This is a genomic window from Kitasatospora sp. NPDC048662, assembly GCF_055587065.1.
Genome location: NZ_JBVJHA010000006.1, coordinates 1 through 25,321, shown reverse-complemented (window position 1 = coordinate 25,321; position 25,321 = coordinate 1). Strand labels below are relative to the sequence as shown.

At 73.9% G+C, this 25,321-nt stretch carries 25 protein-coding genes; 11 read left to right on the top strand and 14 right to left on the bottom strand.

Annotation, left to right across the window (positions count from 1 at the left end; translation table 11 throughout):
• The first annotated feature begins 3 nt into the window (after positions 1-3).
• On the top strand, positions 4-426 hold the full coding sequence (locus ACZ6R9_RS18205; RefSeq protein WP_380483096.1) for a CBS domain-containing protein: 423 nt from the start codon (positions 4-6) through the stop codon (positions 424-426).
• Between the two features lie 111 nt (positions 427-537).
• Here the strand turns inward: ACZ6R9_RS18205 and ACZ6R9_RS18200 are convergent, their stop codons facing one another.
• Both ACZ6R9_RS18200 and ACZ6R9_RS18195 read right to left on the bottom strand, forming a co-directional pair.
• Positions 538-1,431, bottom strand: coding sequence for an SGNH/GDSL hydrolase family protein (locus ACZ6R9_RS18200; protein WP_465538871.1), 894 nt, complete (start codon positions 1,429-1,431; stop codon positions 538-540).
• A gap of 199 nt (positions 1,432-1,630) precedes the next feature.
• Positions 1,631-2,098: a PaaI family thioesterase gene (locus ACZ6R9_RS18195; RefSeq protein WP_465538870.1), complete on the bottom strand. Its 468-nt coding sequence runs from the start codon at positions 2,096-2,098 to the stop codon at positions 1,631-1,633.
• 115 nt (positions 2,099-2,213) lie between these two features.
• On the opposite strand from ACZ6R9_RS18195, the gene ACZ6R9_RS18190 reads away from it, so the two are divergent.
• Positions 2,214-3,308, top strand: a complete 1,095-nt coding sequence (locus ACZ6R9_RS18190; protein WP_465538869.1) for a PP2C family protein-serine/threonine phosphatase — start codon at positions 2,214-2,216, stop codon at positions 3,306-3,308.
• A 9-nt stretch (positions 3,309-3,317) separates the two neighbouring features.
• Here ACZ6R9_RS18190 and ACZ6R9_RS18185 read toward each other — a convergent pair whose 3' ends face one another.
• On the bottom strand, positions 3,318-6,179 hold the full coding sequence (locus ACZ6R9_RS18185) for an FAD-binding and (Fe-S)-binding domain-containing protein (RefSeq protein ID WP_465538868.1): 2,862 nt from the start codon (positions 6,177-6,179) through the stop codon (positions 3,318-3,320).
• 82 nt (positions 6,180-6,261) lie between these two features.
• Positions 6,262-6,666: an arsenate reductase ArsC gene (locus ACZ6R9_RS18180; RefSeq protein WP_380483105.1), complete on the bottom strand. Its 405-nt coding sequence runs from the start codon at positions 6,664-6,666 to the stop codon at positions 6,262-6,264.
• A gap of 58 nt (positions 6,667-6,724) precedes the next feature.
• On the opposite strand from ACZ6R9_RS18180, the gene ACZ6R9_RS18175 reads away from it, so the two are divergent.
• Both ACZ6R9_RS18175 and arsB read left to right on the top strand, forming a co-directional pair.
• Positions 6,725-7,033, top strand: a complete 309-nt coding sequence (locus tag ACZ6R9_RS18175; protein ID WP_380483107.1) for an ArsR/SmtB family transcription factor — start codon at positions 6,725-6,727, stop codon at positions 7,031-7,033.
• A complete protein-coding gene (gene arsB, locus ACZ6R9_RS18170; RefSeq protein ID WP_380483109.1) occupies positions 7,030-8,118 on the top strand; it encodes an ACR3 family arsenite efflux transporter in 1,089 nt (362 codons plus the stop codon). Before ACZ6R9_RS18175 ends, arsB begins: the two co-directional genes overlap by 4 nt.
• Positions 8,119-8,407: 289 nt before the next feature.
• On the opposite strand, the gene ACZ6R9_RS18165 is transcribed toward arsB, so the two are convergent.
• The 3 genes from ACZ6R9_RS18165 to ACZ6R9_RS18155 all read right to left on the bottom strand — a co-directional run bounded on the left by ACZ6R9_RS18165 (position 8,408) and on the right by ACZ6R9_RS18155 (position 11,557).
• On the bottom strand, positions 8,408-9,217 hold the full coding sequence (locus ACZ6R9_RS18165) for a hypothetical protein (RefSeq protein ID WP_380483111.1): 810 nt from the start codon (positions 9,215-9,217) through the stop codon (positions 8,408-8,410).
• Positions 9,218-9,536: 319 nt separating this feature from the next.
• On the bottom strand, positions 9,537-10,535 hold the full coding sequence (locus ACZ6R9_RS18160) for a glycosyltransferase family 2 protein (RefSeq protein WP_380483113.1): 999 nt from the start codon (positions 10,533-10,535) through the stop codon (positions 9,537-9,539).
• Positions 10,536-10,780: 245 nt separating this feature from the next.
• On the bottom strand, positions 10,781-11,557 hold the full coding sequence (locus ACZ6R9_RS18155) for an aggregation-promoting factor C-terminal-like domain-containing protein (RefSeq protein WP_465538867.1): 777 nt from the start codon (positions 11,555-11,557) through the stop codon (positions 10,781-10,783).
• A gap of 567 nt (positions 11,558-12,124) precedes the next feature.
• Between ACZ6R9_RS18155 and ACZ6R9_RS18150 the strand changes: the two genes are divergently transcribed.
• The 3 genes from ACZ6R9_RS18150 to ACZ6R9_RS18140 all read left to right on the top strand — a co-directional run bounded on the left by ACZ6R9_RS18150 (position 12,125) and on the right by ACZ6R9_RS18140 (position 14,978).
• A complete protein-coding gene (locus tag ACZ6R9_RS18150) occupies positions 12,125-13,411 on the top strand; it encodes a metallophosphoesterase (protein WP_465538866.1) in 1,287 nt (428 codons plus the stop codon).
• An 82-nt stretch (positions 13,412-13,493) separates the two neighbouring features.
• Complete coding sequence (locus ACZ6R9_RS18145) at positions 13,494-13,919, top strand: hypothetical protein (RefSeq protein WP_465538865.1); 426 nt, start codon at positions 13,494-13,496, stop codon at positions 13,917-13,919.
• 210 nt (positions 13,920-14,129) lie between these two features.
• On the top strand, positions 14,130-14,978 hold the full coding sequence (locus tag ACZ6R9_RS18140) for an alpha/beta fold hydrolase (protein WP_380483119.1): 849 nt from the start codon (positions 14,130-14,132) through the stop codon (positions 14,976-14,978).
• A gap of 9 nt (positions 14,979-14,987) precedes the next feature.
• Here the strand turns inward: ACZ6R9_RS18140 and ACZ6R9_RS18135 are convergent, their stop codons facing one another.
• Both ACZ6R9_RS18135 and ACZ6R9_RS18130 read right to left on the bottom strand, forming a co-directional pair.
• On the bottom strand, positions 14,988-15,347 hold the full coding sequence (locus ACZ6R9_RS18135) for a 5-carboxymethyl-2-hydroxymuconate Delta-isomerase (protein ID WP_380483121.1): 360 nt from the start codon (positions 15,345-15,347) through the stop codon (positions 14,988-14,990).
• A gap of 113 nt (positions 15,348-15,460) precedes the next feature.
• Positions 15,461-15,829 carry an ArsR/SmtB family transcription factor gene (locus ACZ6R9_RS18130; RefSeq protein WP_380483123.1) on the bottom strand — a complete coding sequence of 123 codons (369 nt, stop codon included), beginning with the start codon at positions 15,827-15,829 and terminating at the stop codon, positions 15,461-15,463.
• A 94-nt stretch (positions 15,830-15,923) separates the two neighbouring features.
• Here ACZ6R9_RS18130 and ACZ6R9_RS18125 point away from each other — a divergent pair, with 94 nt between their 5' ends.
• The 3 genes from ACZ6R9_RS18125 to ACZ6R9_RS18115 all read left to right on the top strand — a co-directional run bounded on the left by ACZ6R9_RS18125 (position 15,924) and on the right by ACZ6R9_RS18115 (position 20,599).
• Entirely contained in the window at positions 15,924-17,888 is a 1,965-nt protein-coding gene (locus ACZ6R9_RS18125) for a heavy metal translocating P-type ATPase (RefSeq protein ID WP_465538864.1), read from the top strand.
• Positions 17,885-18,277: a (2Fe-2S) ferredoxin domain-containing protein gene (locus ACZ6R9_RS18120; RefSeq protein WP_465538863.1), complete on the top strand. Its 393-nt coding sequence runs from the start codon at positions 17,885-17,887 to the stop codon at positions 18,275-18,277. The genes ACZ6R9_RS18125 and ACZ6R9_RS18120 overlap by 4 nt, the downstream gene beginning before the upstream one ends.
• A 243-nt stretch (positions 18,278-18,520) precedes the next feature.
• Complete coding sequence (locus ACZ6R9_RS18115) at positions 18,521-20,599, top strand: SpoIIE family protein phosphatase (protein ID WP_465538862.1); 2,079 nt, start codon at positions 18,521-18,523, stop codon at positions 20,597-20,599.
• On the opposite strand, the gene ACZ6R9_RS18110 is transcribed toward ACZ6R9_RS18115, so the two are convergent.
• The 5 genes from ACZ6R9_RS18110 to ACZ6R9_RS18090 all read right to left on the bottom strand — a co-directional run bounded on the left by ACZ6R9_RS18110 (position 20,577) and on the right by ACZ6R9_RS18090 (position 24,635).
• Positions 20,577-21,002 carry an SRPBCC family protein gene (locus tag ACZ6R9_RS18110; RefSeq protein ID WP_380483131.1) on the bottom strand — a complete coding sequence of 142 codons (426 nt, stop codon included), beginning with the start codon at positions 21,000-21,002 and terminating at the stop codon, positions 20,577-20,579. The two genes, ACZ6R9_RS18115 and ACZ6R9_RS18110, sit on opposite strands and share 23 nt — an antisense overlap.
• A gap of 148 nt (positions 21,003-21,150) precedes the next feature.
• A complete protein-coding gene (locus ACZ6R9_RS18105; protein WP_380483133.1) occupies positions 21,151-21,537 on the bottom strand; it encodes a tetratricopeptide repeat protein in 387 nt (128 codons plus the stop codon).
• Between the two features lie 104 nt (positions 21,538-21,641).
• Positions 21,642-23,069: a hypothetical protein gene (locus ACZ6R9_RS18100; RefSeq protein ID WP_465538861.1), complete on the bottom strand. Its 1,428-nt coding sequence runs from the start codon at positions 23,067-23,069 to the stop codon at positions 21,642-21,644.
• 202 nt (positions 23,070-23,271) lie between these two features.
• A complete protein-coding gene (locus tag ACZ6R9_RS18095; protein ID WP_380483137.1) occupies positions 23,272-23,721 on the bottom strand; it encodes a Zn-ribbon domain-containing OB-fold protein in 450 nt (149 codons plus the stop codon).
• 197 nt (positions 23,722-23,918) lie between these two features.
• On the bottom strand, positions 23,919-24,635 hold the full coding sequence (locus tag ACZ6R9_RS18090) for a TetR family transcriptional regulator (RefSeq protein WP_465538860.1): 717 nt from the start codon (positions 24,633-24,635) through the stop codon (positions 23,919-23,921).
• Between the two features lie 99 nt (positions 24,636-24,734).
• On the opposite strand from ACZ6R9_RS18090, the gene ACZ6R9_RS18085 reads away from it, so the two are divergent.
• On the top strand, positions 24,735-25,321 hold a 587-nt coding region (locus ACZ6R9_RS18085; protein WP_380483141.1), incomplete at its 3' end, for an acyl-CoA dehydrogenase family protein.

Below are 25,321 nucleotides of genomic sequence, written 5' to 3'. Positions count from 1 at the left end.
GCCATGACCACCGCGAAAGAGATCATGCACCCGGGAGCGGAGTGCGTCACCGGCGAGCAGACCCTCGGCGACGCCGCCCGGATCATGCGCGAACGCGGCGTCGGCGCGCTGCCGATCTGCGACGAGAACAAGAAGCTGCTGGGCATCGTCACCGACCGGGACATCGTGCTCAGGTGCGTCGCCGACGGACGCGACCCCGGCACCGTGAAGTGCCTCGAACTCGCCCTCGGCCGTCCGATGGTGATCGAGGAGGACGAGGACGCGGACCTGGTGCTGGAGGTGATGGAGGATCACCGGGTGCGCCGGCTGCCGGTGATCAACCACCCCGACCACCAACTCGTCGGCATGATCAGCGAAGCCGATATCGCCCGGCACCTGCCGCAGGAGCGCGTGGCGGAGTTCGTGACCGCCGTCACCGCCCGCTGAGGCCCCCACCGCCCGCTGAGGCCCTACCGCCCGCTGAGGCCGCGCGCCCGCTGAGGCCCTCAACGCCGCGGAGCCACCCCGCCGCGCCACGCGCGACGGGGTGATGGTGCGTCAGTGCAGGTACTGCTTGGGCAATTTGGCGAGGAACGCGTCCGCGATCACCTGGTAGCCCGCGTCGTTGGCGTGAATGTCGCCGCGCGCCATGTTGGTCCACTGCATGACCCGGGCCACGTTCAGCGGCACCTGCTGGCCGCCCAGCGGCACCAGCGGCGCGAACGAGGTGGTGGAGAACGCCCCCGCCACGTCGGCGGTCGGGACGCGGTGGCGCTCGTCCACCGTCTCGATCACCGAGTTGAGGGCGTTCGCGAGCAGCACCGAGGCGGTGGCCAGCTGCTTGCCCTTGTCGCCCGTCATCCAGGCCGCCAGGAACGGGTCGTACAGGTTCATGCCGACGATCCGGGTGTGCGGGCCGGCCGCCTGCTGGAGCTCGCCGAGGATCCGGTCCAGCCCGGTGCGGACCTGCTCGATGCCGTTCATCGCGCACGGCAGGTCGAGCGAGCCGCCGGCCGCGCAGCGCTGCACGTCGTTGGCGCCGATGTCGATCGTCACCAGCACCTCGTCCTTCCAGTGCGCCTTCAAGTAGGCGACCGCGGCCTCCAGTTGGGAGCCGCCGAAGGAGTGCGGGTACGGGCAGCCGCCGTTCGCCATGGTGCCGGTGGTCTCGCCCGGGCAGCCCAGGTCGGTGAACTCGAACGGGCGGCGGTCGTCCGCCGCCCGCTCGCCCAGCGTCCGCGCCAGGTCCTGGGCGTAGCCGCGGCCCACGACGTGGCCGCCGGTCGGCGTGGACTGGTAGCCGGCCGCCAGCGAGTCGCCGATCGCCAGGTAGTACGCCTTGGCGTGCTGCCCGCCCGGCGCCGCCGAAGCGGGAACGGCCGCCGCGCTGGTGAGCGTCAGAGCGGCGAGCGCGGCCGCAACGAGCGTGCGGCGGCGGGGGATTGGGCGCATGGAGCCTCCAGGGCGAATGATCGCGATCAGACGGATCAGAGGAGGCTACTGCTCGGTACACCCTCGGGAACAGGGGTGTGCAGGTACGTGATCGACCGACTCGCGGAACGCCCGGGCGCAAGGGGAACGCGAGGGCTCAGCCCGGCAACGAGACGGCTCGGCCCAGGAACGAGACGGCTCAGCCCGGCAACGCGACGGCTCAGCCCGGGAACGCGTAGACCGTGGTGGCGTGCGCGACCGGGTCGTCCGGGGCTTCCGGCGTGGCGAGGGTGATCTCGGCGAACGCGATCCGGCGGCCCAGCTTGGTCAGCCGCGCCGTCACCAGCAGATCGGTGTCGCGCGCCGCGCGCTGGAAGGTGATCGACTGCTGGACGGTGGTCATTGGCGCGAACCCGCCCAGCGCGGAGGAGACCGCGACGACCGTCGCCGTGTCGGCCGCCGCCATCATCGCCTGCCCCGACAGCCCGCCGCCGTCCCGGGCCAGCTGGTCGGACCACGGCAGCCGCAGCACCGCGTGCCGCGCACCGGTCTCCAGCACCGAGAGCCCCAGGGCCCGCACCCACGGCGCGAAACGCTCGGCGAGGATCAGGTCGCCCTCGGCGGGCTCCAGGGGGCTCTTCGCGGGCGCGGCGCCGGCCGGTGCGGCAGCCTTCGGCGGGGTCGTCATGGCGTGATCGTAGGGGCCGCCGGTGACGCGGCGCCATACCCCGGACGCGGAGGGTCCACCGGTCGTGGGCAATCCCGGGGCGAGGCATGGTGGTGGGGTGGGAGTGCGGCGGAGCATGGCGGAACTGCGGAGCGAGTGGCGTACCGAACACCTGCTGGTGCTGCTGCCGCTCAGCCTGATCGTGCTGATCACCGCCATCGACATCTCGATCTCCCCGAACATCCACCTCGGCCCGCTGCTGGTGGCCGCCCCCGCCATCACCGCCTCCTTCGCCGGTACCCGCCTGACCGCCCTGATCGGCGTCCTCGCACTGATCGCCCAGACCCTCATCGCCGTCCTGCACGGCGGCCTGTTCACCGCCAACCACCAGGCCCAGATCGGCGCGCTCGCCCTGGTCACCGCCGCCGTCGTCGCATTCTGCCGGGTCCGCGAACGCCACGGCCGCGAACTCACCCGGGTCCGCACCGTCTCCGACGCCGTCCAACGCGTCCTGATGCGCCCGCTGCCCGAACAGGCCGGCCCGCTGCGGATCGCCACCCGGTACCTCGCCGCCGACGACGAAGCGAACGTCGGCGGCGACCTGTACGCGGCCGTCCGCACCGCACACACCACCCGCCTGCTGATCGGCGACGTCCGCGGCAAAGGGCTCGACGCCGTCGGCGACGCCGCCGCGCTGCTCGGCGCGTTTCGCGAGCTCGCCCACCGGCACGAGGACCCGGCCCGCCTGGCCGACGCCCTGGAGACCTCCTACCAGCGCCACCTCGCCGAAGTCGCCGACGCCGGCCAGGACGTCCGGGAGAACTTCGCCACCGCGCTCGTGCTCGACCTGCCCGACGACCGCCCCGTGATCCGGCTCGCGGACTGCGGGCACCCGCCGCCCCTGCTGCTCACCCCCGGCCACGCCCAGCTGCTCCCCCTGCACCGCAGCGGCCCGCCGCTCGGCATGGGCGACCTGGCCCCCGCCGACCGCCGCACCGAGGAGTTCGCCTTCCCGCCCGGCAGCACCCTGCTGCTCTACACCGACGGCGTCACCGAGGCCCGCGACCGCGAGTCCGTCTTCTACCCCCTGCCCGCCCGCGCCGCTCACCTCGCCCCGGCCCCGACCGCACCCCCGGACTTCCTCGACCGCCTCCGCCGCGACCTGCTGGCCTACGTCGGGGGGCGGCTGCTGGACGACGCGGCGCTCGTCGCGGTCGGACGGGAGGGGTGAGGAGGGAGGCTACTCGGAGGACCGGCCGGACTGCTCGAGGGCGCGGAGCAGGACTTGGGCGAGGTGCAACGGCCGGGCGGAGGGCTCCAGTTGGGTGAGCTGGGTGCGGCAGCTGAGGCCGTCCGCGAGCAGCAGCGTGCCGGGCCCGGCGGCGCGGACGGCGGGCAGCAGGGCGCGTTCGGCGGCCGCCACCGACACCTCGTAGTGGCCGCGCTCGAAACCGAATGCGCCAGCCAACCCGCAGCAACCGGCGTCGAGTTGACGGTTCGTCAGGCCGAGCCGGGCGGTGAGGCGCTGATCGGCGGCAGTGCCCAGGACGGCGTGCTGATGGCAGTGCACCTGGGTCATCGCCGCCCCCGTCAGCTGCGGCAGAGCGACCTCGCGCTCGTCCAGGAACTCGGCCAAACTGCGGACCCGGGACGGGAGTTCGGGTTCGTCGAGAAGTTTGGGCCAATCACCGCGCAGGGTGGCCGTGCAGGACGGCTCCAGGCCCACCACCGGCAGGCCGGGCGGCAGTTGGCGCGCGGTGTGCCGGATCACCCGGCGCGCTGCGCCGAGTTGGCCGCTGGCGATCAGCGTGAGCCCGCAGCACACCGGCCCGGTCGGCAGCTGCACCCGGAAGCCGAGCCGCTCCAGCACCTGGACGGCCGCCACCGCCGGTGCGGGGTCCAGGAGTTCGGACATCGAGTCGGGCCACAGCAGCACCGCCGGGGCGGCCGGGTCGGCGGGGTGGGCGGCGCGGTAGGTGCGGAACCAGGCGGAGAAGCGGCGCTCCGGGAGGGCGGGGAGCGCGCGCCGGGAGTCGATGCCGCCGAGGCGCTTGAGCAGGGCGCCGCTGAACCGGCCGCGCAGCGCGGCGTTCGCGGCGCGCGGCGCGAGGTGGGCGAGGCGGAGCCACAGCGGCAGCAGCCCGAGCGAGTAGTGGGTGGCCGGGCGCGGCCTGAACCGGTAGTGGTGGTGCAGGAATTCGGACCGGTAGGTGGCCATGTCCACCTGCACCGGGCAGTCGCTCGCGCAGCCCTTGCAGCCCAGGCAGAGATCGAGCGCCTCCCGGACCTCCGGCGAACGCCAGCCGTCGGTGACCAGTTCGCCGCGCAGCATCTCGCCGAGCAGCCGGGCCCGGCCCCGGGTGGAGTGCCGTTCCTCCTCCGTCACCATGTAACTCGGGCACATCACCCCGCTGTTGGTGTCCACGCACTTGCCGACACCGACGCAGCGGTGGACGGCGTTCAGCAGGCTGCCGCCGTCCCTCGGATACGCCAGGGTGAGTGGCAACTCCCGTCCGGGGAAGCGCAGATCGGCGTCCAGCGGGCGCGGGGCGACCAGCAGGCCGGGGTTGAGCAGGCCGTCCGGGTCCCAGATCTGCTTGAACCGGGCGAACAGGTCGATCACCTGCGGCGGGAACATCCGGGGCAGCAGCTCGGCCCGGGCCTGCCCGTCGCCGTGCTCGCCGGACAGCGAACCGCCGTGCGCCACCACCAGATCCGCCGCCTCGGTGAGGAACTCCCGCATCACCTGCGGCCGTTCCCGCACCGGGAAGTCCAGACGCAGGTGCACGCAGCCCTCGCCGAAATGCCCGTACGGCACCCCGCGCAGGCCGCGGCGCTTCAGCAGGGACCGCAACTGCCGCAGGTAGGAGCCGAGTTGCTCGACCGGGACGGCCGAATCCTCCCAGCCCGGCCACGCCGCGCCACCGGGCCGGCCGTCCGGGCCCGGCGGCAGGCGGGTGACGATTCCCGCGCCGGCTTCCCGGATCGACCACAGTGCACGCTGCTCGGCCGGATCGGTGACCAGCGCGACCGTCGCGGTGCGCTCCCGCCGTACGGCGTCGGCGAGTTGATGGGCTCGGTCGGTGGCCTCGGCGGCCGTCGCGCCGCCGGTCTCCAGGAACAGCCAGCACGCACCACCGGGCAGCCGGTCCAGCACGGGCGGGCGCGGCCCGGCCGCGAGCAGCGCGGCGACCAGGTCGGCGGCCATGCCCTCGCAGGTCAACGGCTCCAGCGGCAGCAGCGCGGGCACCGCGTCGGCGGCGGCCGTCTCGTCCGGGTAACCCGCCACCACCAGGGCGCGGTACGGCGGTTCGGGCACCAGCCGGACGGTGGCGCCGAGCAGCAGGGCGCACGTCCCCTCGGTGCCGGTGACGGCCCGCACCAGGTCGTGGCCGCGCTCCGGGAGCAGCGCGTCCAGCGGATAGCCCGAACCGCGGCGCGGCAGCACCGGCATGGCGCGGCGCAGCAGCGCCAGGTTGTCGGCGGCCAGGGCCTGCAACTCCCGGTGCAGACGGCCGAGTCGGCCCGGAGCGGCGGCCAGCGCGGCCCGTTCGGCCGGTGGCAGCGGGCCGGTGACGGTCAGCTCGGTGCCGTCGGCGAGCAGCAGATCGAGGCTGTGCAGGTTGTCGGAGGTGCGGCCCCAGGCGAGCGAGTGCGAGCCGCAGGCGTCGTTGCCGATCATTCCGCCCAGCGTGCACCGGCTGTGGGTGGACGGGTCCGGCCCGAACCGCAGCCCGAACGGCCGGGCCGCGCGCTGGAGTTCGTCCAGGACCGTGCCCGGTTCGACCCGGGCGGTGCGGGCCTCCGGATCGACCGCCAGTACCTTGCCGAGATGCCGCCGAAAGTCCAGCACCACCGTGCCGGGCCCGATCGCCTGCCCACCGATACTCGTCCCCGACCCGCGCGCCACCACCGGCACCCCGAACTCCCGGCACACCGCGAGCGCGGCCCGCACATCGTCCGTGTCGGCGGGCTTCACCACCCCGCGCGGCACCTGCCGGTAGTTGGACGCGTCCTGCCCGTACACGGCCCGCTCCGCGGTGTCGAAGCGGACCTCGCCACGGACGGCGGCGGCGAGAGCACGGGCGAGATCGGAGGCCATCCGCCGATCATCCCAGCCCTGGGCGGCCGGCACCCGGCGCAGACCCACGAACGGCGGGTCGGGGAGTGCGGCCGGAGGCTGGTCAGGCGGTGGCGTCGATCTCGGCGATCAGAGCTTCGACGCGGGTGCGGATCGCGTCGCGGATCGGGCGGACGGCTTCGATGCCCTGGCCGGCCGGGTCGTCGAGGGGCCAGTCGCGGTAGTGCTTGCCGGGGAAGTACGGGCAGGCATCGCCGCAGCCCATGGTGATGACGTAGTCGGAGGACTGGACGGCCTCGGGGGTGAGGATCCTCGGCTGCCGGTCGGAGATGTCGATGCCGATCTCGGCCATCGCGGCGACGGCGGCCGGGTTGACCCGGTCGCCGGGGGAGGAACCCGCGGAGCGGACCTCGACGCGGTCCCCGGCGAGGTGGGTGAGGAACCCGGCGGCCATCTGGGAGCGGCCCGCGTTGTGGACGCAGACGAAGAGCACGGAGGCGGCGGTCATGGGGATGGTCCTTCGGGGCGGGGGATGGGGCTCTTGGCCGGTATGAAAGTATCAGCGCATGGTGATGTCAGTCGACACTGAACTGTTGCGGGTGCTGTCCGACCCGCTCAGGCTGCGGATCGTGACCCTGCTGGCCCGCGAAACCCTGTGCACCACGCACCTGGTGGAGGAGACCGGCGCCCGGCAGACGAATCTCTCCAACCACCTCAGGGTGCTGCGGGAGGCCGGCGTGGTGGACACCGAACCGTGCGGCCGTTTCACGTACTACCGCCTGCGGCCGGAGGTACTGGAAGCGCTTTCCGGGCAGTTCGCCGACCTCGCCGCCACCGCCCGCGCCAACGCCGACACGAAGAGGTCCTGCTGGTGACCGCCCCCCTCGCGCCCGCCCCGAGACCGTCCGAACCGTCGGTGGTCGCCAAGCTCTCCACCCTCGACCGCTACCTCGCCGTGTGGATCCTGGCCGCGATGGCCGTCGGCCTCGGCCTGGGCCGCCTGATCCCCGGGCTCGGCGACGCGCTGGCGAAGGTCGAACTCGGCGGGATCTCGCTGCCGATCGCGCTGGGCCTGCTGGTCATGATGTACCCCGTGCTCGCCAAGGTCCGCTACGACCGGCTGGACGCCGTCACCGGCGACCGACGGCTGATGGTCTCCTCCCTGGTGATCAACTGGCTGGTCGGCCCGGCGGTGATGTTCGCCCTGGCCTGGATCTTCCTGCCGGACCTGCCCGAGTACCGGACCGGTCTGATCATCGTCGGACTCGCCCGGTGCATCGCCATGGTGATCATCTGGAACGACCTCGCGTGCGGCGACCGGGAGGCCGCCGCCGTGCTGGTCGCGTTGAACAGCGTCTTCCAGGTGGTGATGTTCGGCGTGCTCGGCTGGTTCTACCTCGACCTGCTCCCGGGCTGGCTCGGCCTCGGCGACGGCCAGCACCTCGACATCTCCATGGGGAAGATCGCCCTCAACGTCGTCGTCTTCCTCGGCATCCCGCTGGTCGCCGGGTTCCTCACCCGCCGCCTCGGCGAGCGGCGGCTCGGCCGCGACCGCTACGAGGCGAAGCTGCTGCCGAGGATCGGCCCCTGGGCGCTGTACGGGCTGCTGTTCACCATCGTGATCCTGTTCGCGCTCCAGGGGAGGACCATCACCTCCCGGCCGCTCGACGTCGCCCGGATCGCCCTCCCGCTGCTCGCCTACTTCGCCGTCATGTGGTTCGGCACCTTCGCCCTCGGCAAGGCGCTCGGCCTCGCCTACGACCGCACCGCGACGCTGGCGTTCACCGCCGCCGGCAACAACTTCGAACTCGCCATCGCCGTCGCCATCGGCACCTTCGGCGTCACCTCCGGCCAGGCCCTGTCCGGCGTGGTCGGCCCGCTCATCGAAGTACCGGTGCTGGTCGCCCTGGTGTACGTCTCGCTGGCCTGGCGCAAGCGGTTCCGCGCCGTGTCCGGCTGAGAGCCCGGCCGGGCGCCGCCACCTGCCGAAATGCGGTGGGGGCGGCGGCCGGACGGTGGCTACCGTGCTGGGCATGGAAACCGAACACCCCCTGGCTGCCTCGATCTGCCCGCCGCGGAAGGCATGGTCGTCCTGGACGTGGTGGACGACCGGATCACGTACGTCGAACTGATCGACCACCCACCCCTGCGGGACGCACGCACCCGCGAGAAGTAGCCCCCGGCCGGGCGGGCGCGCTCCCGCCGTCGGCGCGGGCCGGTGGCGACGGCCGTCCGGTGGCGGCGGGCCGTCAACTACCGGTGGTCCGAGCGGATTCGGAGGCCGGGTTCGCCTGCTTCGGGATGCTGGCCACGACCGGTTCGGCGGGCTGCGGCTCGGACGCGACGGGTGCGGCCGGGGAGGTCGGTGCGGCCGGCGCGGGCGCGGGCGCGGTGGGCGAAGTCGGGGCTGTGGGCTGGATCTTGTCGTCGCGCTCGTCGTCGCCGGCCCCGTCGCGGGTGGTGAGGACGGTGTCGAAGATCTCGCGGAGCTTGTCGGTGGCCTGCTTGGAGAACAGGCCGCACAGGCCGGCGATCCCGGCGAAGCCGTACGGGTTGGTGGCGGTGCCGTCGGTGCCGTTGGCGAACAGGCCGCCGCGCAGCAGGAAGTAGACCAGCAGCGCGAGCGCGCCGCCGATCGCCGTGCGCAGCAGGTACCAGGGCAGCCAGCTCGGCAGCAGCTGGCGGTTGCCCGCGTAGGTGGCGAAGGACGTCGCGGCGTGCACGAAGCTGCCGAGACCGCTGGCGGCCAGGACGGCGATCAGCATCGCGGTGTTGGAGGTCAGGTTCCAGGGGCCGAGGCCGAGCATCGTCCAGGTCGCGGGGGCGCCGGACGGGGCGCGTTCGGCGGTCAGCGTGGTGAGCGGCGTCCAGACGCTGAGCAGCGCGGCCACGCAGACGAACGCCTCGGCCAGCAGCAGCACGCCGAGCAGCAGGACCGCCCAGCCGGCCATCTGCTGCTGGGGCGGGAGTTGGCCGACCGGCCCCGGCGTGGGGCCGCCGTCGGCGGGCGAGAACGCGTCCGCGGCGGGATCGGCCGGCGGGGAGACAGGGGAGGTCATCGAGAGTTCGCCTTCCGGTCCGGTGGTGCACGGAGGTGGCGCGGCAGAGGTTGGCGCGGGGAGGGACTCTACCGCCAGGCCGGGCCCGACGGTTCGTCAGGACGCCCGGCCCAGCAGCGGCGGGACGACCGACCGGCGGTTCAGGTGGCCCGTCCGGCGGTTCAGGTCGTCCGTCCGGCGGTTCGGGTGGCCCGCCCGTCCTGACGGTTCGTCAGGAGCTTGCCCGAGGGATCGTCAAGGCACTCGGCCGGGGCGGGAGAATTCCGAGTCCCTGCCGCAGGCCGAGGTGCGCCCGCACGGTCGCCGTGCGCCGCCGCCGTCACCGGCGCACGCCTGCCAGGCGGGAGAACTTGGCGACCTCGAAGGTGGCGTACGAATTCGACGCCAGCAGCGAGAACTTGATGCCCTCGCGGCCGTCCGGGCGCCGGTAGCCGTCCGGGAGGAAACGCTTGTAGTGCTCGGCCGCACGTTGGAAGAACTGCGGGCGCTCGGCGCGGGTCAGGGTCCCCGGCAGGTCGAAGACGAACAGGTAGTGGCGGATCATCCGGGTGAAGAGGTGGGTCCGCACCTCGGGGTTGACCGGCGGGGCCTCGGCGGGCTGCGTGTCCAGCAGCTCGAAGGTGCCCTCGTAGCGGTCGAACAGGTCGAAGTGGGTCGCGCCTTCGCTGCCCGCCGGGTGCAGGGTGTGACGGCGGCGGATGGTGACGCACTCGCGGTTGAGCACCGCGATCCGGGAGGCGGCCAACAGCGAGCGGTGCACTGCCGGGACCTCCTCGTAGAACCCGTCGGGGAAGGTCGGAACGGTGCCGCTGCGCACCAGCCGGTCCCAGATCAGCGGCGGGGCGCCGAACAGTTCCGGGTGCTCGCCCGGGGTGAACACCTCCGGGCCGACGGCGTCCAGCAGTTCGGCCGCGTTGCCCGGCCACACCTTGCCCCGGTACTCGCGGTTGTGGCCGAACAGCAGCAGATCGACCTCGCCGGTCTCGGCGAGCCGGGCGGCCATCGCCTCGAACGCGTCCGCCGGCAGCAGGTGGTCGGCGTCCAGGAACAGCAGGTACTCGCCACGCGCGTGCGCCGCGCCCGCCATCCGGACCCGCCCGATGCCGGTCTCCGTGTCCAGCCGCAGCACCCGCACCCGGGCGTCGCGCAGCTCGTACGCCTCCACCAGCCGCTCCTCCGGACAGTGCGGGGAGGGCGTCCGGACCACGATGATCTCGAACTCGCGGAAGGACTGTCCGAGCAGGGAGTCGAGACACTCCTTCAGTTGTTCCTGCTCGTCGTAAGCGGGGAGCACGACGGTGATCAGTGGTGGGGCCATGGGCGGGAGGCTAGGGGCGGGGACAGCCTCAGGCAAAGGTCGGAAGCCGCTCTAAAGCGGCTATTCCGGACAGCGGACATGGGAAGTTCGCTGAATCTTCACCAAATGAACACGGTCGTGCGATGAAATGTCCGGATAGAGGGCGGAACGCCGCGACTTGCTGACGTATCGTCAGATGTACGCATGGTGGTGGAGCTGCGCACACACCGTGCCGAACGTCCCCCGGAGGCCGGGACCAACAGCCCTCAGTACCAGTTGTGCGCCTGCCAGAACGACCACGCCGCACACGGGCTGCCGTACGTCTGGTTCATGTACTGCAGGCCCCACTTGATCTGGGTCGCCGGGTTGTCCCGCCAGTCCGCGCCCACCGAGGCCATCTTCGAACCCGGCAGCGCCTGCATCAGCCCGTACGCACCCGAGGACGGGTTGGTCGCGTGCACATTCCAGCCGCTCTCGCGCTCCACGATGTTGTTGAAGCACTGCAACTGCCCGGCCGGAACGAGCTGCGCCGCGATCTGCTGCGGCGTCCCGCTGAGCGCCTTGGCGACGGCCGACGCGGACACGGACGGGGACGCGGCGGCGGACGGCTTGCTGCTCGCCAGCGCCTGGCGCTGCTGCGACCGGGACGCCGCCTCGGCGTCCGCCCTGGCCTTCGCCTCGGCGCTCGCACTCGCGCTCGCGCTCGCGCTCGCACTGGCCGCCGCGTCCGCCTTGGCCTTCGCCTCCGCCTCGGCCCGGGCGGACGCGCTGGCACTGGCACTGGCGCTCGCTTCGGCGGCGGCCTGCGCGGACGCGGCGTCCTGCGAGGGGAGAGCGTCCGCCGCGAGCGGCATGCTGCTCGCCGGCCGGGCCGCGGCGCCCGCCGGGGTCGAGTGCTGCGGAACCACGACGGCCAGCGCGGTGGCACCCGCGACCGCGACGGTCGCCACACCCGTCACCACGGCATGGCGGTGGCGGCGGAGCGTCTTCGAAAGACCGAGCACCTTCGAAAGGCTGGACGGGCGGCGGCGATGCGACGGCATGGCGATCTCTTCTTGTACGGGCCGGACGGCCGGTGGGACACGGCGGCCCGCCGACCGGCACGCACGGCACCGGCGCCGCACCCTGGAGCACGGCGCAGGAACACGGTGCAGCGCGGCAATCGGACGAACGTGGCAGCGGACGGCGGCCGGGGAGGCCGACCGGACTGCCCGGCGGACGGGGGACATTCTTGGCAGATCGCGGAAAGTGGCTCAAAGAGGCCGGAAACTACGCCCCGTAGTAGCGGGCGGGCCGGAGGACGGACGGTCACGCCGGCTGCGACGGCTCCGGGCCGGGCCGGGACCGAGCGTCGGCCGGCGGCCACCGGGGGCCTCTGACCTGCGAAGTCGCGGTAGGCTCCGGCGAGCGGACGGGGGAGCGCCGGCGGCAGCCCGGCGGACCGGTCCGCACACCGACTATCGAGGATCGTAGAAGCCCACCGCGATGTGGGAGGGCTCACAGGAACCGCACCCGCACCGGCACGCCCCGCACCCGGACGACCACGCCCGGTCGAACAGAACGGCACCCCGGTCACAGCCCGCGATCACGGAGCCCCGATACTTGCCCGCATGGTGATCGCGGTGATGGGGGTGGCGGCGGCGCTCGGCCTGCTCGGGGTGGCGCACTGGTACGTGTGGCGGCGACTGGTCCGCGACGTCTCCCGCCCCGGCAGCCGGTACCGGCGAGCAGGCAGCGTGCTCGCCGTCCTGCTGCCCGTCCTGTCCCTGCTGGCCCTGGTCGGCGGCCGGGCCTTCCCGCTCGCCGTGGAACGCTGGTTCGCCTGGCCCGGCTACCTCTGGATGGCCGTCCTCCTCTACCTCCTGCTCGCCCTGCTGGCCGGCGAACTGCTGCGCCCCCTGCTGCTCCGCCTCCCGCGCCGCGAGGGCCGGCCGACCGCGGTGCGGGAGGCGGAGGCTGCCGCCGAGGTGGGGCCCGCCGAGGGTGAGGCGCCCGCCGAGGGTGAGGCGCCTGCCGAGGGTGAGGCGCCCGCCGAGACTGAGACGCCTCGGCAGGTTGGGACGCCCGGGGAGCCCTCGCGGCGGCTGTTCGTGTCCCGGGTGGTGGCCGGCGCGGCCGCCGGAGTCGCCGTCGGCGTGGTGGGCAACGGCACGTACGGGGTGCTGCGCGGGCCGCAGGTCAAGCAGGTGACGGTGCCGCTGGCGAAACTGCCGCGCCCCGCACACGGCTACCGGATCGCCGTGGTCAGCGACATCCACCTCGGCCCGATACTCGGCCGGGCGCACACCCGGCGGATCGTCGACACCATCAACGCCACCCAGCCCGACCTGATCGCCGTCGTGGGCGACCTGGTCGACGGCACCGTCCCCGAACTCGGCCCCGCCGCACGCCCGTTGGCAGACCTGCGGGCCAAGGACGGCGCGTACTTCGTCACCGGCAACCACGAGTACTTCTCGGGCGCCGCACCGTGGATCGACTTCGTCCGCGAGCTCGGCGTCCACCCGCTGGAGAACGCCCGCGCCGAACTGCCCTGGTTCGACCTCGCGGGAGTCAACGACATCGCCGGCACCTCGCAGGGCCAAGGCCCCGACTATGTACGCGCCTTGGGCGACCGCGACCGCAACCGGGCCGCCGTCCTGATGGCCCACCAGCCGGTGACCATCCACGACAGCGTCCGCCACGGGGTGGACCTCCAACTCTCGGGCCACACCCACGGCGGCCAGCTCTGGCCCGGCAACTACTTCGCCGAACTGGCCAACCCGACCGTCGCCGGCCTTGAGCGCTACGGCGACACCCAGCTCTACGTCACCCGCGGCGCCGGCGCCTGGGGTCCACCGGTCCGCGTCGGCGCGCCGTCCGACATCACGGTGGTCACGCTCGCCTCGCTCCAGGCTTGAGACTCCTCCTGGCGGGGCGTTGGCCAGTGTGCGGACGAAAACCGTTGGCACGAACGGTCGTTGGCCCGGAAGGATCTCCGGCATGGAACGAGAGCCGCAGCAGACAGCGGAAGTGCCCGTCGCCGCACTGGCGTTCACCGCCGAGCAGTGCGTGGCGCTGGTCGCCGACAACCACCGCCGACAGCTGGACTGGACCGTCGCCAGCCTGGCCGAACTCGACGCGGTCTGCGCCGAGTTGAACGCCGACGGGCCGCTGGGCGACTCGCGGATGGCGATGTGGTGGTCGCTGGTCGGCGCCTACACCGGCGAGGTGATGGTCCGCTGCTACGGCGGAGAGTGGACCGACGCCGGCGGTGACTCGGCCGGCCACGCCGTCCGGGTGCTCGGGCTGACGTCCTTCCCCTTCAACACCGCGTACCGGGTGCTCAGCGGCGAGGAAGGGAAGAGCCTGGCGTCCTCCGTCGGCATGATCCCGGGGATCTCCCGCCACCGCGGCCTCTCCGACTGACCCGGCTCTTCCGGGTCATTGGTGCATGCGCGCGCCCTTCCCCCCGCACCAGTACCTCACCGCGCGCCGCATCGACCGCAGGCCGACGCCACACGTCGCGGGCAGGTGCGCCGGGGCCGGGACCAGGCACTGCGGAGATGCGGCCGCATAGTATCCCGCTGAGCGAGACACTCGCCCGGCGAGAGAAATCCTGTCCGTGGAGGCTGCGTCATGGCGTTCGACCGTTCCGCCTTCCTGTCCGCGTACGACACCCTGCTGAGCCGCTGGCCCGTCCCGGTCGAGACGATCGATGTCGAGACGCCGTACGGCACCACCCGGGTCAACGCCGCCGGACCGGCCGGCGGCCCGCCGCTGGTGCTGCTCCACGGCGGCGGCGCCACGGCGGCGAGCTGGTGGGCCAACGCCGGTGAACTCGCCCGCGAGGCGCGGGTGTTCGCGGTGGACCGGATCGGCGAGGCGGGCCGCTCCGCGCGCGGCGGGCGACAGCCGGTGCGCCGCGTCGAGGACCTGCACGGCTGGCTGGACGCCGTCCTGGACGGGCTCGGCCTGGACCGCATCGACCTGTGCGGGCATTCCTACGGCGGCTGGATCGCGCTGAACCACGCCCTGAGCCGCCCCGACCGGATCGAGCGCCTCGCGCTGCTCGACCCCACCGGCTGCTTCACCGGCTACGCGCCCCGCTACCTCCTGCACGCGGCGCCCATGCTGGCCCGCCCGAGCGAGGCCCGCGCCCGGGCGTTCCTCGCCTGGGAGACCGGCGGCGTCCCGCTCGACCCGGACTGGACCCGCCTGCACGGCCTGGCCGCGACCTTCCCCGCCGCCCGCCCCGTCACCGGTCCTCGCCCCACCCCCGAGGCGCTCGCGACCCTCCGCGCCCGCTGCCTGCTGCTGGCCGCCGCGAACAGCCGCTCCCACAACCCGCGCACCCTCACCGCGCGGGCCGAACGCCTGCTCCCGCAGGCCGTGATTCGCACCCTCGACGGCGTCTCCCACCACGCCCTGCCGTACACCCGGGCGGAGCAGGTGAACGCGGAGCTGGCACGGTTCCTGAAGCGGTGAGGGCGCCCGTCACCAGCCGGTGCGCAGGCGGTAGGACGGGCTGAGGTCGCGGACCTCGGCCGAGCGGACCACTTCGCGGCCGAGGACGGGCCGCAGGTGCTTGTCGAGCAGGCGCAGCACCTCCTCGGACAGGCGCGCCTTCAGCCCCTCCGGCCGACCCGGCAGCAGGCCGATGGCGATGTGCACGAAGGCGGTCAACTGGCCGTCCGCGTCGCCCACCCAGGTCTCCGCGGCCTGGCGGAAGAAGGTCTTGCACACGCCCCGGGAGGCCACCCACTCACGGACCAGCGGGTGCAGCTCGCGGACGAATCCGGGGCGGTCGAAGGAGTCGGCCAGCTGTGGCGAGTAGTCGACGGTGATGTGGGGCATGGCGGGACCTTCTTCGCGCAGATGCTGATGCTTGGCTTCTACATCCGCCATCTAAACCCCGCCCGCCTCCGCCCCCGCGCCCGGGGTCCCACATGCTGGACACGGGGGAGGCGTCAGTCGGCGGCGGGAGGTGTGTCGCGGATGCCCAGGCGCAGGTGCTCCACGTGGTAGAGCGCCTGGTCGAGCAGCTCGGCGACGTGATTGTCGTACAGCGCGTAGACGATCGAGCGGCCGTGGCGCTCGCCGGTGACCAGGCCGAGGTTGCGCAGCAGCCGCAGTTGGTGCGAGCAGGCGGAGGCCTCCAGGCCGACGGCCTCGGCGAGGTCGCCCACCGAGCAGGGGCCCTCCTGGAGCCGGGCCAGGATGTGCAGGCGGGAGGGGGTGGCCAGGGCCTGGAGGGTGGCCGCGACATCGGCGGTTCCGACGGCGTCCAGGCGTTCGCGGGTGGTGGCGCTGCTGGCGGTGTCGATTCCGTGGCCCATGGCCTCATCATACCGGTTACACATGAAGACCTGTTCAGATGTTCCGGTATGGTGGAGGGGTTGTCGTCCCGCCCCGCGAAGGGTTGCCCCGCCCATGTCTTCCGTCCTGGACCGGCGGCCCGCGCCGCCCACCGCCGGGCCCCGCCCGGCCCCGCCGAAACGGCGCACCCGCGTCCTGGCGCTGCCCGAGGCCCGGTGGGCGCTGGCCGCGCTGCTGCTGTTCCTGGTCGCCCTCCCGCTGGACCTGGCCGGCGCCCCCGCCTGGGCATGGGGCCCGCTGTACGCCCTCGCGTACGCCACCGGCGGCTGGGAGCCCGGCTGGGCCGGACTCCAGGCACTGAAGGAGAAGACCCTCGACGTCGACCTGCTGATGATCGTGGCGGCACTGGGCGCGGCGGCCGTCGGCCAGGTGCTGGACGGCGCCCTGCTGATCGTCATCTTCGCCACCTCCGGCGCACTGGAGGCGATCGCCACCGCCCGCACCGCCGACTCGGTACGCGGCCTGCTCGACCTGGCCCCCGCCACCGCCACCCGGCTCACCGACGCGGGCGAGGAGACCGTCCCCGTCGAGCACCTGGCCGTCGGCGACACGGTGCTGGTCCGGCCCGGCGAGCGGATCGGCGCGGACGGCCGGGTCCTGGACGGCGCCAGCGAGGTCGACCAGGCCACCATCACCGGCGAGCCCCTGCCGGTCGCCAAGCACACCGGCGACGAGGTGTTCGCCGGCACCCTGAACGGCACCGGCGCGCTGCGGGTGCGGGTCGAACGGGACGCCGCGGACTCCGTGATCGCCCGGATCGTCGCCATGGTCGAGGAGGCGTCCGAGACCAAGGCCCCCACCCAGCTGTTCATCGAAAAGGTCGAACAGCGGTACTCGCTCGGCATGGTGGCCGCCACCCTCGCGATCTTCGCGGTCCCACTCGCCCTCGGCGCGGCCTTCACCGGGTCACTGCTGCGCGCGATGACCTTCATGATCGTCGCCTCGCCCTGCGCGGTGGTCCTCGCCACCATGCCGCCGCTGCTGTCCGCCATCGCCAACGCCGGCCGGCACGGCGTCCTGGTGAAATCCGCCGTGGTGATGGAACGCCTCGGCCAGATCGACGCCGTCGCCCTCGACAAGACCGGCACCCTCACCGAGGGCACCCCCCGCGTCACCGACATCCGCCCACAGGCCGACTCCGGCCTGACGGAGGACCACGTCCTCGCGGCGGCCGCCGCCGCCGAGCACCCCAGCGAACACCCCCTCGCCCGCGCCGTCGTCGAGGCCGCCCGCAGCCGCCGGCTCACCCTCGCCACCGCCGCGGACTTCAGCTCCACACCCGGTGTCGGCGTCACCGCCACCGTCGGCGGACACACCGTCACCGTCCGCGCCCCCGAACGCGACTGCCCGGCCACCGGCGCAGCCGTCGCGGAACTCGAGGACGCCGGGCGCACCGCCGTCGTGGTCGCCATCGACGGCACCCCCGTCGGCGTCCTCGGCATCGCCGACCGGCTGCGCCCCGACGCCGCCGCCACCGTCCGCGCACTGACGGCACTCACCGGCGCCGCCCCCGTGCTGCTCACCGGCGACAACCCGCGCGCCGCAAGGCAGTTGGCCGAGGAAGCCGGCCTCGGCGAGGTCCGGGCCCGGCTGCTGCCGCAGGACAAGGCCGCCGCCGTCAAGGAGTGGGAGACCGCCGGGCGGAAGGTACTGGTGATCGGCGACGGCGTGAACGACGCGCCCGCGCTGGCCGCCGCGCACACCGGCATCGCGATGGGCCGGGCCGGATCCGACCTGGCCCTGGAGACCGCCGACGCCGTCATCGTCCGCGACGAACTCGCCACCGTCCCGGCCGTGGTCGCGCTCTCCCGCCGGGCCCGCGCGCTGGTGGTGCAGAACCTGGCGATCGCCGCGACGTTCATCACCGTCCTGGTGGTGTGGGACCTGGTCGCCGACCTCCCGCTGCCGCTCGGCGTGCTCGGCCACGAGGGCTCCACCGTCCTGGTCGGCCTCAACGGCCTGCGCCTGCTGCGCGAATCCGCCTGGACCCGGGCCCGGCGAGCGGGGAGCACCGCATGAGCCACCCCCGCCAGGAGACAGCGCGCTGCACCGTCACGGTCTGCCGCGGCTGCTGCTGCGGCACCGCCGCCAAAGTCCCCCGCCTGGACCACGAGGCCCAGCTCGTCGACCTGCGCACCGCACTGGCCGGCATTGCCGCGATCCGGCGCACCGACTGCCTCGACGCCTGCGAGCGGGCCAACGTCATCGTCGTCCAGCCCTCCGCCGAAGGCCGCCGGGCGGGCGGACGCCCGGTCTGGCTCGGCCAGGTCAACGACCGCGCCGCCGCCGCCGACATCACCGCCTGGGTCGCCGCCGGAGGCCCCGGCCTGGCCGAACCACCCGACGTGCTCGACCTGTACGCCTTCCAGCCCTCCCGCCGGGTCCGCGCCGAACTGGAACGCCAATGAGCCGCGCGCGGCCGCTGACGAGAGGCGTAAGGGCACGTTAAGGGCGGCACATCGGCGGGCGAAACCCGGGCGCCGCCGTTGGCCCGGTCGGAGCGGGGAGTGTAGGAATGGGCGTATGACCCGGTTTCGGGCAGCACCCGGCGGACAGCGCGCGGCGGGCCGGACCTCCCCGCGCCGGACGTCCACGAGCCCCCGCTTCGGCCCGCCGGCCCCGGTGACCTCCGCGCAGACCGGACGGCACGGATGAGCGACGACACGTCCGAAGCGCACCGGGCGCCCCGCCGGGCGGACCCCGAACCGGCCGTCGTCCGCGAAGGCCTGCTGCTGATCGACGCCGACCGGCACCTGCTGTACGCCAACGACGAGGCCCGCCGACTGCTCGAACTGCCCACCGACTGCGAGAGCCGCCCCGTACGCGCCCTCCGCCTCCCCGACGAACTGCTCACCCTGCTGGACGGCGGCGCGGACCTCACCGACACGCGCATCACCGCGCACGGCCGCACCCTCGGCCTCGATCTGCGCCACACCGACCGGGCCGGCGGCCCGCCCTGCCTGCTGGCCACGCTGCGCGACACCGCCGCCCCCGCCAACCCGGACACCGCCCGCCGCCGCCTCGAACTGCTCTACCGGGCCGGCGGCTCCATCGGCACCACCCTCGACATCACCCGCACCTGCGAGGAACTCGCCGCGGCACTCGTCCCCGCCTTCGCCGACTTCGCCTGCGTCGACCTCTGCGAGGGCGTCCTGGACGGCGGTGAACCCCGCCCCGGCCGGCACGGGGCGCTGCACCGGGCCGCACTCGCCGGCATCACCGCCCGGCCCCCGCTGCTCCTTCCGGGCTCGGCCGTGCCGCTCGTCCCCGGCACCCCGCGCGCCCGGGCCGTCGCCACCGCCCGCTCCGTGGTCGAACCCGACCTGTCCGCGGCGCTCGACGTGTGGGACGAAGTCCGCCCCGGCACCGTCGACGCCATGCGCGACGAACAGGTGCACACCCTGATCGCGGCGCCGCTCAGCGTCGGCGACACCCTGCTCGGCGTCGCCACCTTCTGGCGCGCCCGGCCCCGGCCCGCCTTCGACGACGAGGACGGCACGCTTGCCGAGGAACTCACCGCCCGCGCCGCCGTCCTGGTCGACAACGCCCGCCGCTACACCCGCGAACACACCATGGCCGTCGCGCTCCAGCACAGCCTGCTGCCCGCCGGCCTGCCCGAACAACAGGCCCTCGAAGTCGCCTCCCGCTACCTGCCCGCGCAGGCCGGCGTCGGCGGCGACTGGTTCGACGTGATCCCGCTCTCCGGCGCCCGGGTCGCCCTGGTGGTCGGCGACGTGGTCGGCCACGGCGTGCACGCCGCCGCCACCATGGGACGGCTGCGCACCGCCGTGCACACCTTCTCCTCGCTCGACCTGGCCCCCGCGGAACTGCTCGGCCACCTCGACGCCCTGGTCAACCGCCTCGACCAGGAGAACCCCCGCCCCGACGGCGGCGAACGCCCGATCACCGGCGCGACCTGCCTGTACGCCGTCTACGACCCCGTCACCCGGCGCTGCACCTTCGCCCGGGCCGGCCACCTGCCGCCCGCCATCGTGCACCCCGACGGCCACGTGGAGATCCCCGACCTGCCCGGCGGCCTCCCCCTCGGCGTCGGACAACTGCCGTACGAGACCGCCGAGTTGGAACTCCCCGAGGGCACCCGGCTGGTGCTGTACACCGACGGACTGGTGGAATCCCGGGCCCACGACCTCGACCACGGCATGAAACTGCTGCGCGCCGCACTCGCCCACCCCGGCCGCAGCCCCCGTCAGACCTGCGACGACCTGCTCGACGCGCTGCTGCCCGCCAGCCCCGCCGACGACATCGCCCTGCTGGTGGCCCGCACCCGGGCAGTGCCCGCCGACCACGTCGCCGACTGGGACGTCCCCGCCGACCCGGCCGCCGTCGCCCGGGTACGGGCCGCCGTCACCCGCCGGCTCGACGAGTGGGGCCTGACCGAGCAGGCGTTCGCCGCCGAACTCGTGCTCAGCGAACTGATCACCAACGCGATCCGGCACGCCAGCGGGCCGATCCGGGTCCGGCTGCTGCGCGACCGCGCGCTGATCTGCGAGGTCTGGGACGGCTCCGCGACCTCCCCGCACCTGCGGCATGCCACCGACACCGACGAAGGCGGGCGCGGCCTGTTCCTGGTCGCCCAGCTCGCCGAACGCTGGGGCACCCGCTACCCCACCAGCGGCAAGGTCATCTGGGCCGAACTGCCGATCGGCGCGCCCCCCGGTGGCGCCGCCGGTGGCGCCGAGCCCTCGATCACTCCTCGCACAGCTGCTTGAACAGCTCCAGATCGGTCCGCACCGCCTCCTCCACCGCCTTGCTCTGCGCGAACCCGCGCGGACCGCCGACCGCCTCCTTCAGCTCGTCCGGGTCGTACTCCAGGCGCACCTGCACCTGGGTGTGCGCGGCGTCCAGCGGGCGCAGCGCGAAAGTGCCGCGCAGCGGCGGGCCGTCCACGGTCTCCCAGCTCATCACCCGGCCCCGGCCGTGATCGGTCAGCTCCGCGTCCACCCGGTGCCGCTCACCGGCGATCTCCACGTCCAGATCCGCGTGCCGCCGCCCCCGCGCGGTGGCGTGCACCACCCCGCCGACGAACTGCGGATACTCCGCCACCCGGTGCAACTGCGACCACGCCGTCCCCATCGGGGCGGTCACCTCGATCTGCTCCTCCAACGTCCGCATCGCGCGCACCTCCGCATCCTCGACGCCCCCCTCCAGCCTGACAGGGACGCCCGCCGAGCGCCGACAGCACGGCGCCCCCCGAAGCACACCGCCCCCGGCGGGCGGGAACCCGTCGGGGGCGGCGTGCTGTCGGGGGCGGTGTCCGTCGTCAGTCCTGCGGGAAGGTGCCCTCGAACGCGGCGGCCAGGCGCAGGTACGGCACCGCTTCGGCGTGACGGCCCTGGCGCTCCAGGACGCGGCCGAGGACGAGGTGCGCGTAGTGCTCCACCGGGTCGCGCTCGATCACCGCGCGCAGCTGCTCCTCGGCGCGGCGCAGCTGGGCGGAGTGGTAGTACGACCGGGCCAGCAGCAGCCGCGGGCCGACCTGCTCCGGGGCCTCCTCGACCAGCTCGGCGAGGATCCGGGCGGCGTCCGCGTACGCCTTGGAGTCGAAGAACAGCTGGGCGCGCGCCCAGCGTTCGGCGACCGTCCCCTGGTGGAGGCTCGCCTGCTCGGTGGGCAGGCCGGTGGTCCGCTGGCGGAAGTCGGTGGTCATGCCGTGCTCCTTGCCGTTCTCCGGTTCCTCTGCCGGACCTCCGTGGCCCGACAGGTGGTTGAACGTTCACCCATCGGCCGCTATTCCACGGGTGTCGGCTCGGCTCAGCCCTCCGCCGCCAGCTCCAGCAGCCGCAGCATGAACGGCACCGGCAGCGCCGGATTCGCCGCCGCCGCAACCGGCTGCGCGCCCGGCTCCAGCAGCCCCAGCAGCACGTCCAGCGGCAACCGCGGATCGCCCGCCGCCGCCCGCGCCACCGTCTCGTCCGCATCCTCCGCCAGCCGCGCCAGCACCTCCGGCGCCAGCTCCGGATCGCGCAGCGCCGCCAGCCGCAGCGCCGGCTCCGGCCGCTCCGCCCACCGCGCCAGCCCCGGCGCGGCGAACCGTTCCAGGCCCGGCAGCGAGGACGGGCCCAGCAGCTCCGCGTACACCGATCGCAGCAACTCGCCCGGCGCGTCCGTACAGTGCTCCGCCAGCGCCAGGCGCACCGTCAGCTCCGGGTCCCGCGCCAGCAGCGCCACCACCTCGCCCGGCAGCCGCTCCAGCGCCGCCACCGCGCGCCGCACCAGCGGATGCCCCGAGCGGGCCAGGCGCAGCAACTCCGCCGGATCCTCGGCCCTTTCGGCCACCCAGGGCAGCTCGGGCGGCGCCGCGTCCGGCACCTGGTAGACGACCGCGGAACGCTGCCGCTCGGTCAGATCCGGCCGCAGCGACACCGCGAGACGCACCGCCGCGTCCGGGTCGGCCGCCAGGGCCAGCGCCAGGTCCGTCGGCAACCGGGGATTGCCCGCCGCCGCCCGGCGGATCCGCGGGTCGTCGTCCAGCACCAGCCACTCGCCGAGCGCCCGCTCCAGGGCGGCCCCCGCCGCCGTCCGCTCCCGGCGCACCGGGTCGCTCTCCGCGATGTACCCCGCCAGCGTCACCGGCAGCGGACGCTCCACCCGCAGCGCGCGCTGCACCGCCGCCCGCACCGCCGGATCGCGGTCCGCGCGCAGCGCCGTGCGCACCCGGGCCGGCAACCGGGCCCAGCTGTCCGCCGCCACCGCCGCGGCCCGCACCAGCGGCGAATCGTCCTGCGCGAGGTGCACCAGCAGTTCCTCCGGCAGGCCCGCGCACCCCGGCACCCGGCGGCGGGTGTCCGGGTCGCGGTCGGCCGCCAGCGCCGCCAGTGTCCGCTCCGGCAGCGGCACCGAGTGCGCCGCCGACGCCGCGGCCCGGCGCACCCGGCGCTCGCGGTCCGCGGCCAGCGCCCCCAGCACCACCGGCGACAGCCCCGGACGCTCCGCCAGCGCCGCCCGGACCCGCCAGTGCGGGTGCCGCAGCGCCGCCTCCACCACGCGGCCCGGCAACTCCGGCCGCTGCGCCGGCCAGCTCGGGCCGTCGCCCTCGGCCATGCCGTCCAGCAACCGGCACAGCACCTCGGCCGGGGCCGCCGGGTTGGCCGCCAGACCGGCGCGCCACTCCCTTCCTGGCGGTGGGCCGGACAACGGTCGCCAGACGGTGGCCGGCTGATGGGCGCTCAGATCGAGCACGTGTAGTACCTCCCCCGGAACGGCAAACGTCACCGACCCTACCCGCGTGGTGGCGCTCCGTGCACGGGATCGGGCCACGCCCGCACCCCCGGATCGAAGGATGGGCGAAGTGCGTGCGTCCTGCGGCCTGTTGGGGCGGAGGAAGGCCCCGTGCGGCGGGGGTCGGTGGCACTCGGTGCCAGGTTGCGGAGGCGGCGGCTCGTCAGGTGCGGGGGACCAGGCGGAAGGTGAGCACCCGGCCGCCCTCCTCGCTGGTCACCAGCTGCACCCTGGCGCCGATCGGCACCGCGCCCGGCAGCCCGCCGAGCACCGACGCCTGCACGGTGAAGCCCTCGTCCAGCACGATCAGATACGGGCGCCCCAGGTGCGGGCCCCGGCGGGTCGGACGCAGCAGGCGCTGCACCGTCCCCTGCCCGGAGGCCACCGCCGGCTCCAGGTCGGCCGACCCGCACACCGGGCACAGCAGGCAGGTCACCGCGCTGGCCGAGTGGCACCAGCGGCAGCGGCGGTAGTGCAACTCGGTCTCGGCGTCCGGGCGTTCGGGCTGCTGCCGGAAGCCGGACGGGACGAAGTGCGGGCCGAGCGGGTCGGCGGTCGGGGTGGTGGTGGTCGGGGCCGTCGTCGGTGCGGCCGGGGCGAGCGTGAGGGTCATGGCCGTCTCCTTGGCTGAGCCGGTGTGCGCCGCCGTACCGCCGCCCGGGCGGGCGTGCGGTCGGGGCGGTCTGCCAGAAGGACGGTATGGCACTCAGTGCCCCGTGTAAAGGTACCGAGTGCCAGTCGGGTCATCGGATCATCGGCGTGACGAATGAGGCCTGCGAGGACGCTCGGGGGAGCGCCCCGGGAGCCCGGTCACGGCTCCAGCGCCGCCTCGACGCCCTGCACCACCCGCCACATCGGGGTACCCCGGCGGGCCACCATGACGACCACCTCCTCGTCCTGCGACTCCGCCCGCCCCTCGGCCGCGCCGTCGCCCCAGGTGTCGATCACCAACTGCAGCGCCTCGTCCACCGCCGCGCCCACATCGCCCTCGCCGCCCGAGCGCAGCCAGGCCCGCAGCGCGTAGTTGTGCGCCGCGACCACCGCCGCCGCGATCACGTCCGCGCGCAGCGCGCCGTCCGTCCGGGCCGCGTACCGGGTGCGCAGATGGCCCGCCAGGGTGCGCTCGTAGCGCCACACCACGGAGAGCTCGTGGGTGCGCAAGTTCGGTACCTTCTTGGTCAGTTGATAGCGCCCCACGGAGAACGCCGGGTTCCCCGCGTACATCCGCAGCACCAGCCGGGCCGCGTCGCAGACCTGCCCCACCGGGTCGCCCGCGGGGTCGGCCTGCTCCAGGAACGCCGTCATGTCCGCCAGGCAGCCGTCGTGGTCCGGGAAGACCACCGCCTCCTTCGACGGGAAGTACCGGAAGAACGACCGCCGGCCGACCCCCGCGAGCGAGACGATGTCGTCGACCGTGGTCTGCTCGAAGCCCCGCTCCGAGAACAGCTCGAACGCCGCCTCCACCAGGGCGTCCCGCATCGTCGGCCGGGTCGCCGTGGTTCCGCCCTGCTCATGCACCTCGCTCATACCCCGGACGGTAGCACCGACCCGGACCGGAAGGCTGGGCGAGGCGATACTCAGTGTGCATAATCGGGGGTACTGAGTGCCATCACCGAGGAGACTGCCATGACCAAGGACTTCGACCTCTACCGGCTGAGCGAGGAGCACGAGATGCTCCGTGAGTCGGTGCGTTCGCTGGCCGAGGCGAAGATCGCCCCGTTCGCGGCGGCGGTGGACGAGGAGGGGCGGTTCCCTTCGGAGGCGCTGGAGGCGTTGCAGGCGAACGATCTGCACGCGGTGCACGTGCCGGAGGAGTACGGCGGTGCGGGGGCGGACGCGCTGGCGACGGTGATCGTGATCGAGGAGGTGGCGCGGGTGTGTGCGTCCTCCTCGCTGATTCCGGCGGTGAACAAGCTGGGTTCGCTGCCGGTGCAGTTGTCGGGTTCGGAGGAGCTGAAGGCGAAGTACCTGGGTGCGCTGGCCCGGGGTGAGGGCATGTTCTCGTACTGCCTGTCGGAGCCGGAGGCGGGTTCGGACGCGGCGGGTATGAAGACCCGGGCGGTGCGGGACGGGGACTTCTGGGTGCTCAACGGTGTGAAGCGGTGGATCACCAACGCGGGTGTGTCGGAGTTCTACACGGTGATGGCGGTGACGGATCCTTCGCTGCGGTCGAAGGGGATCTCGGCGTTCGTGGTGGAGAAGGGCGACGAGGG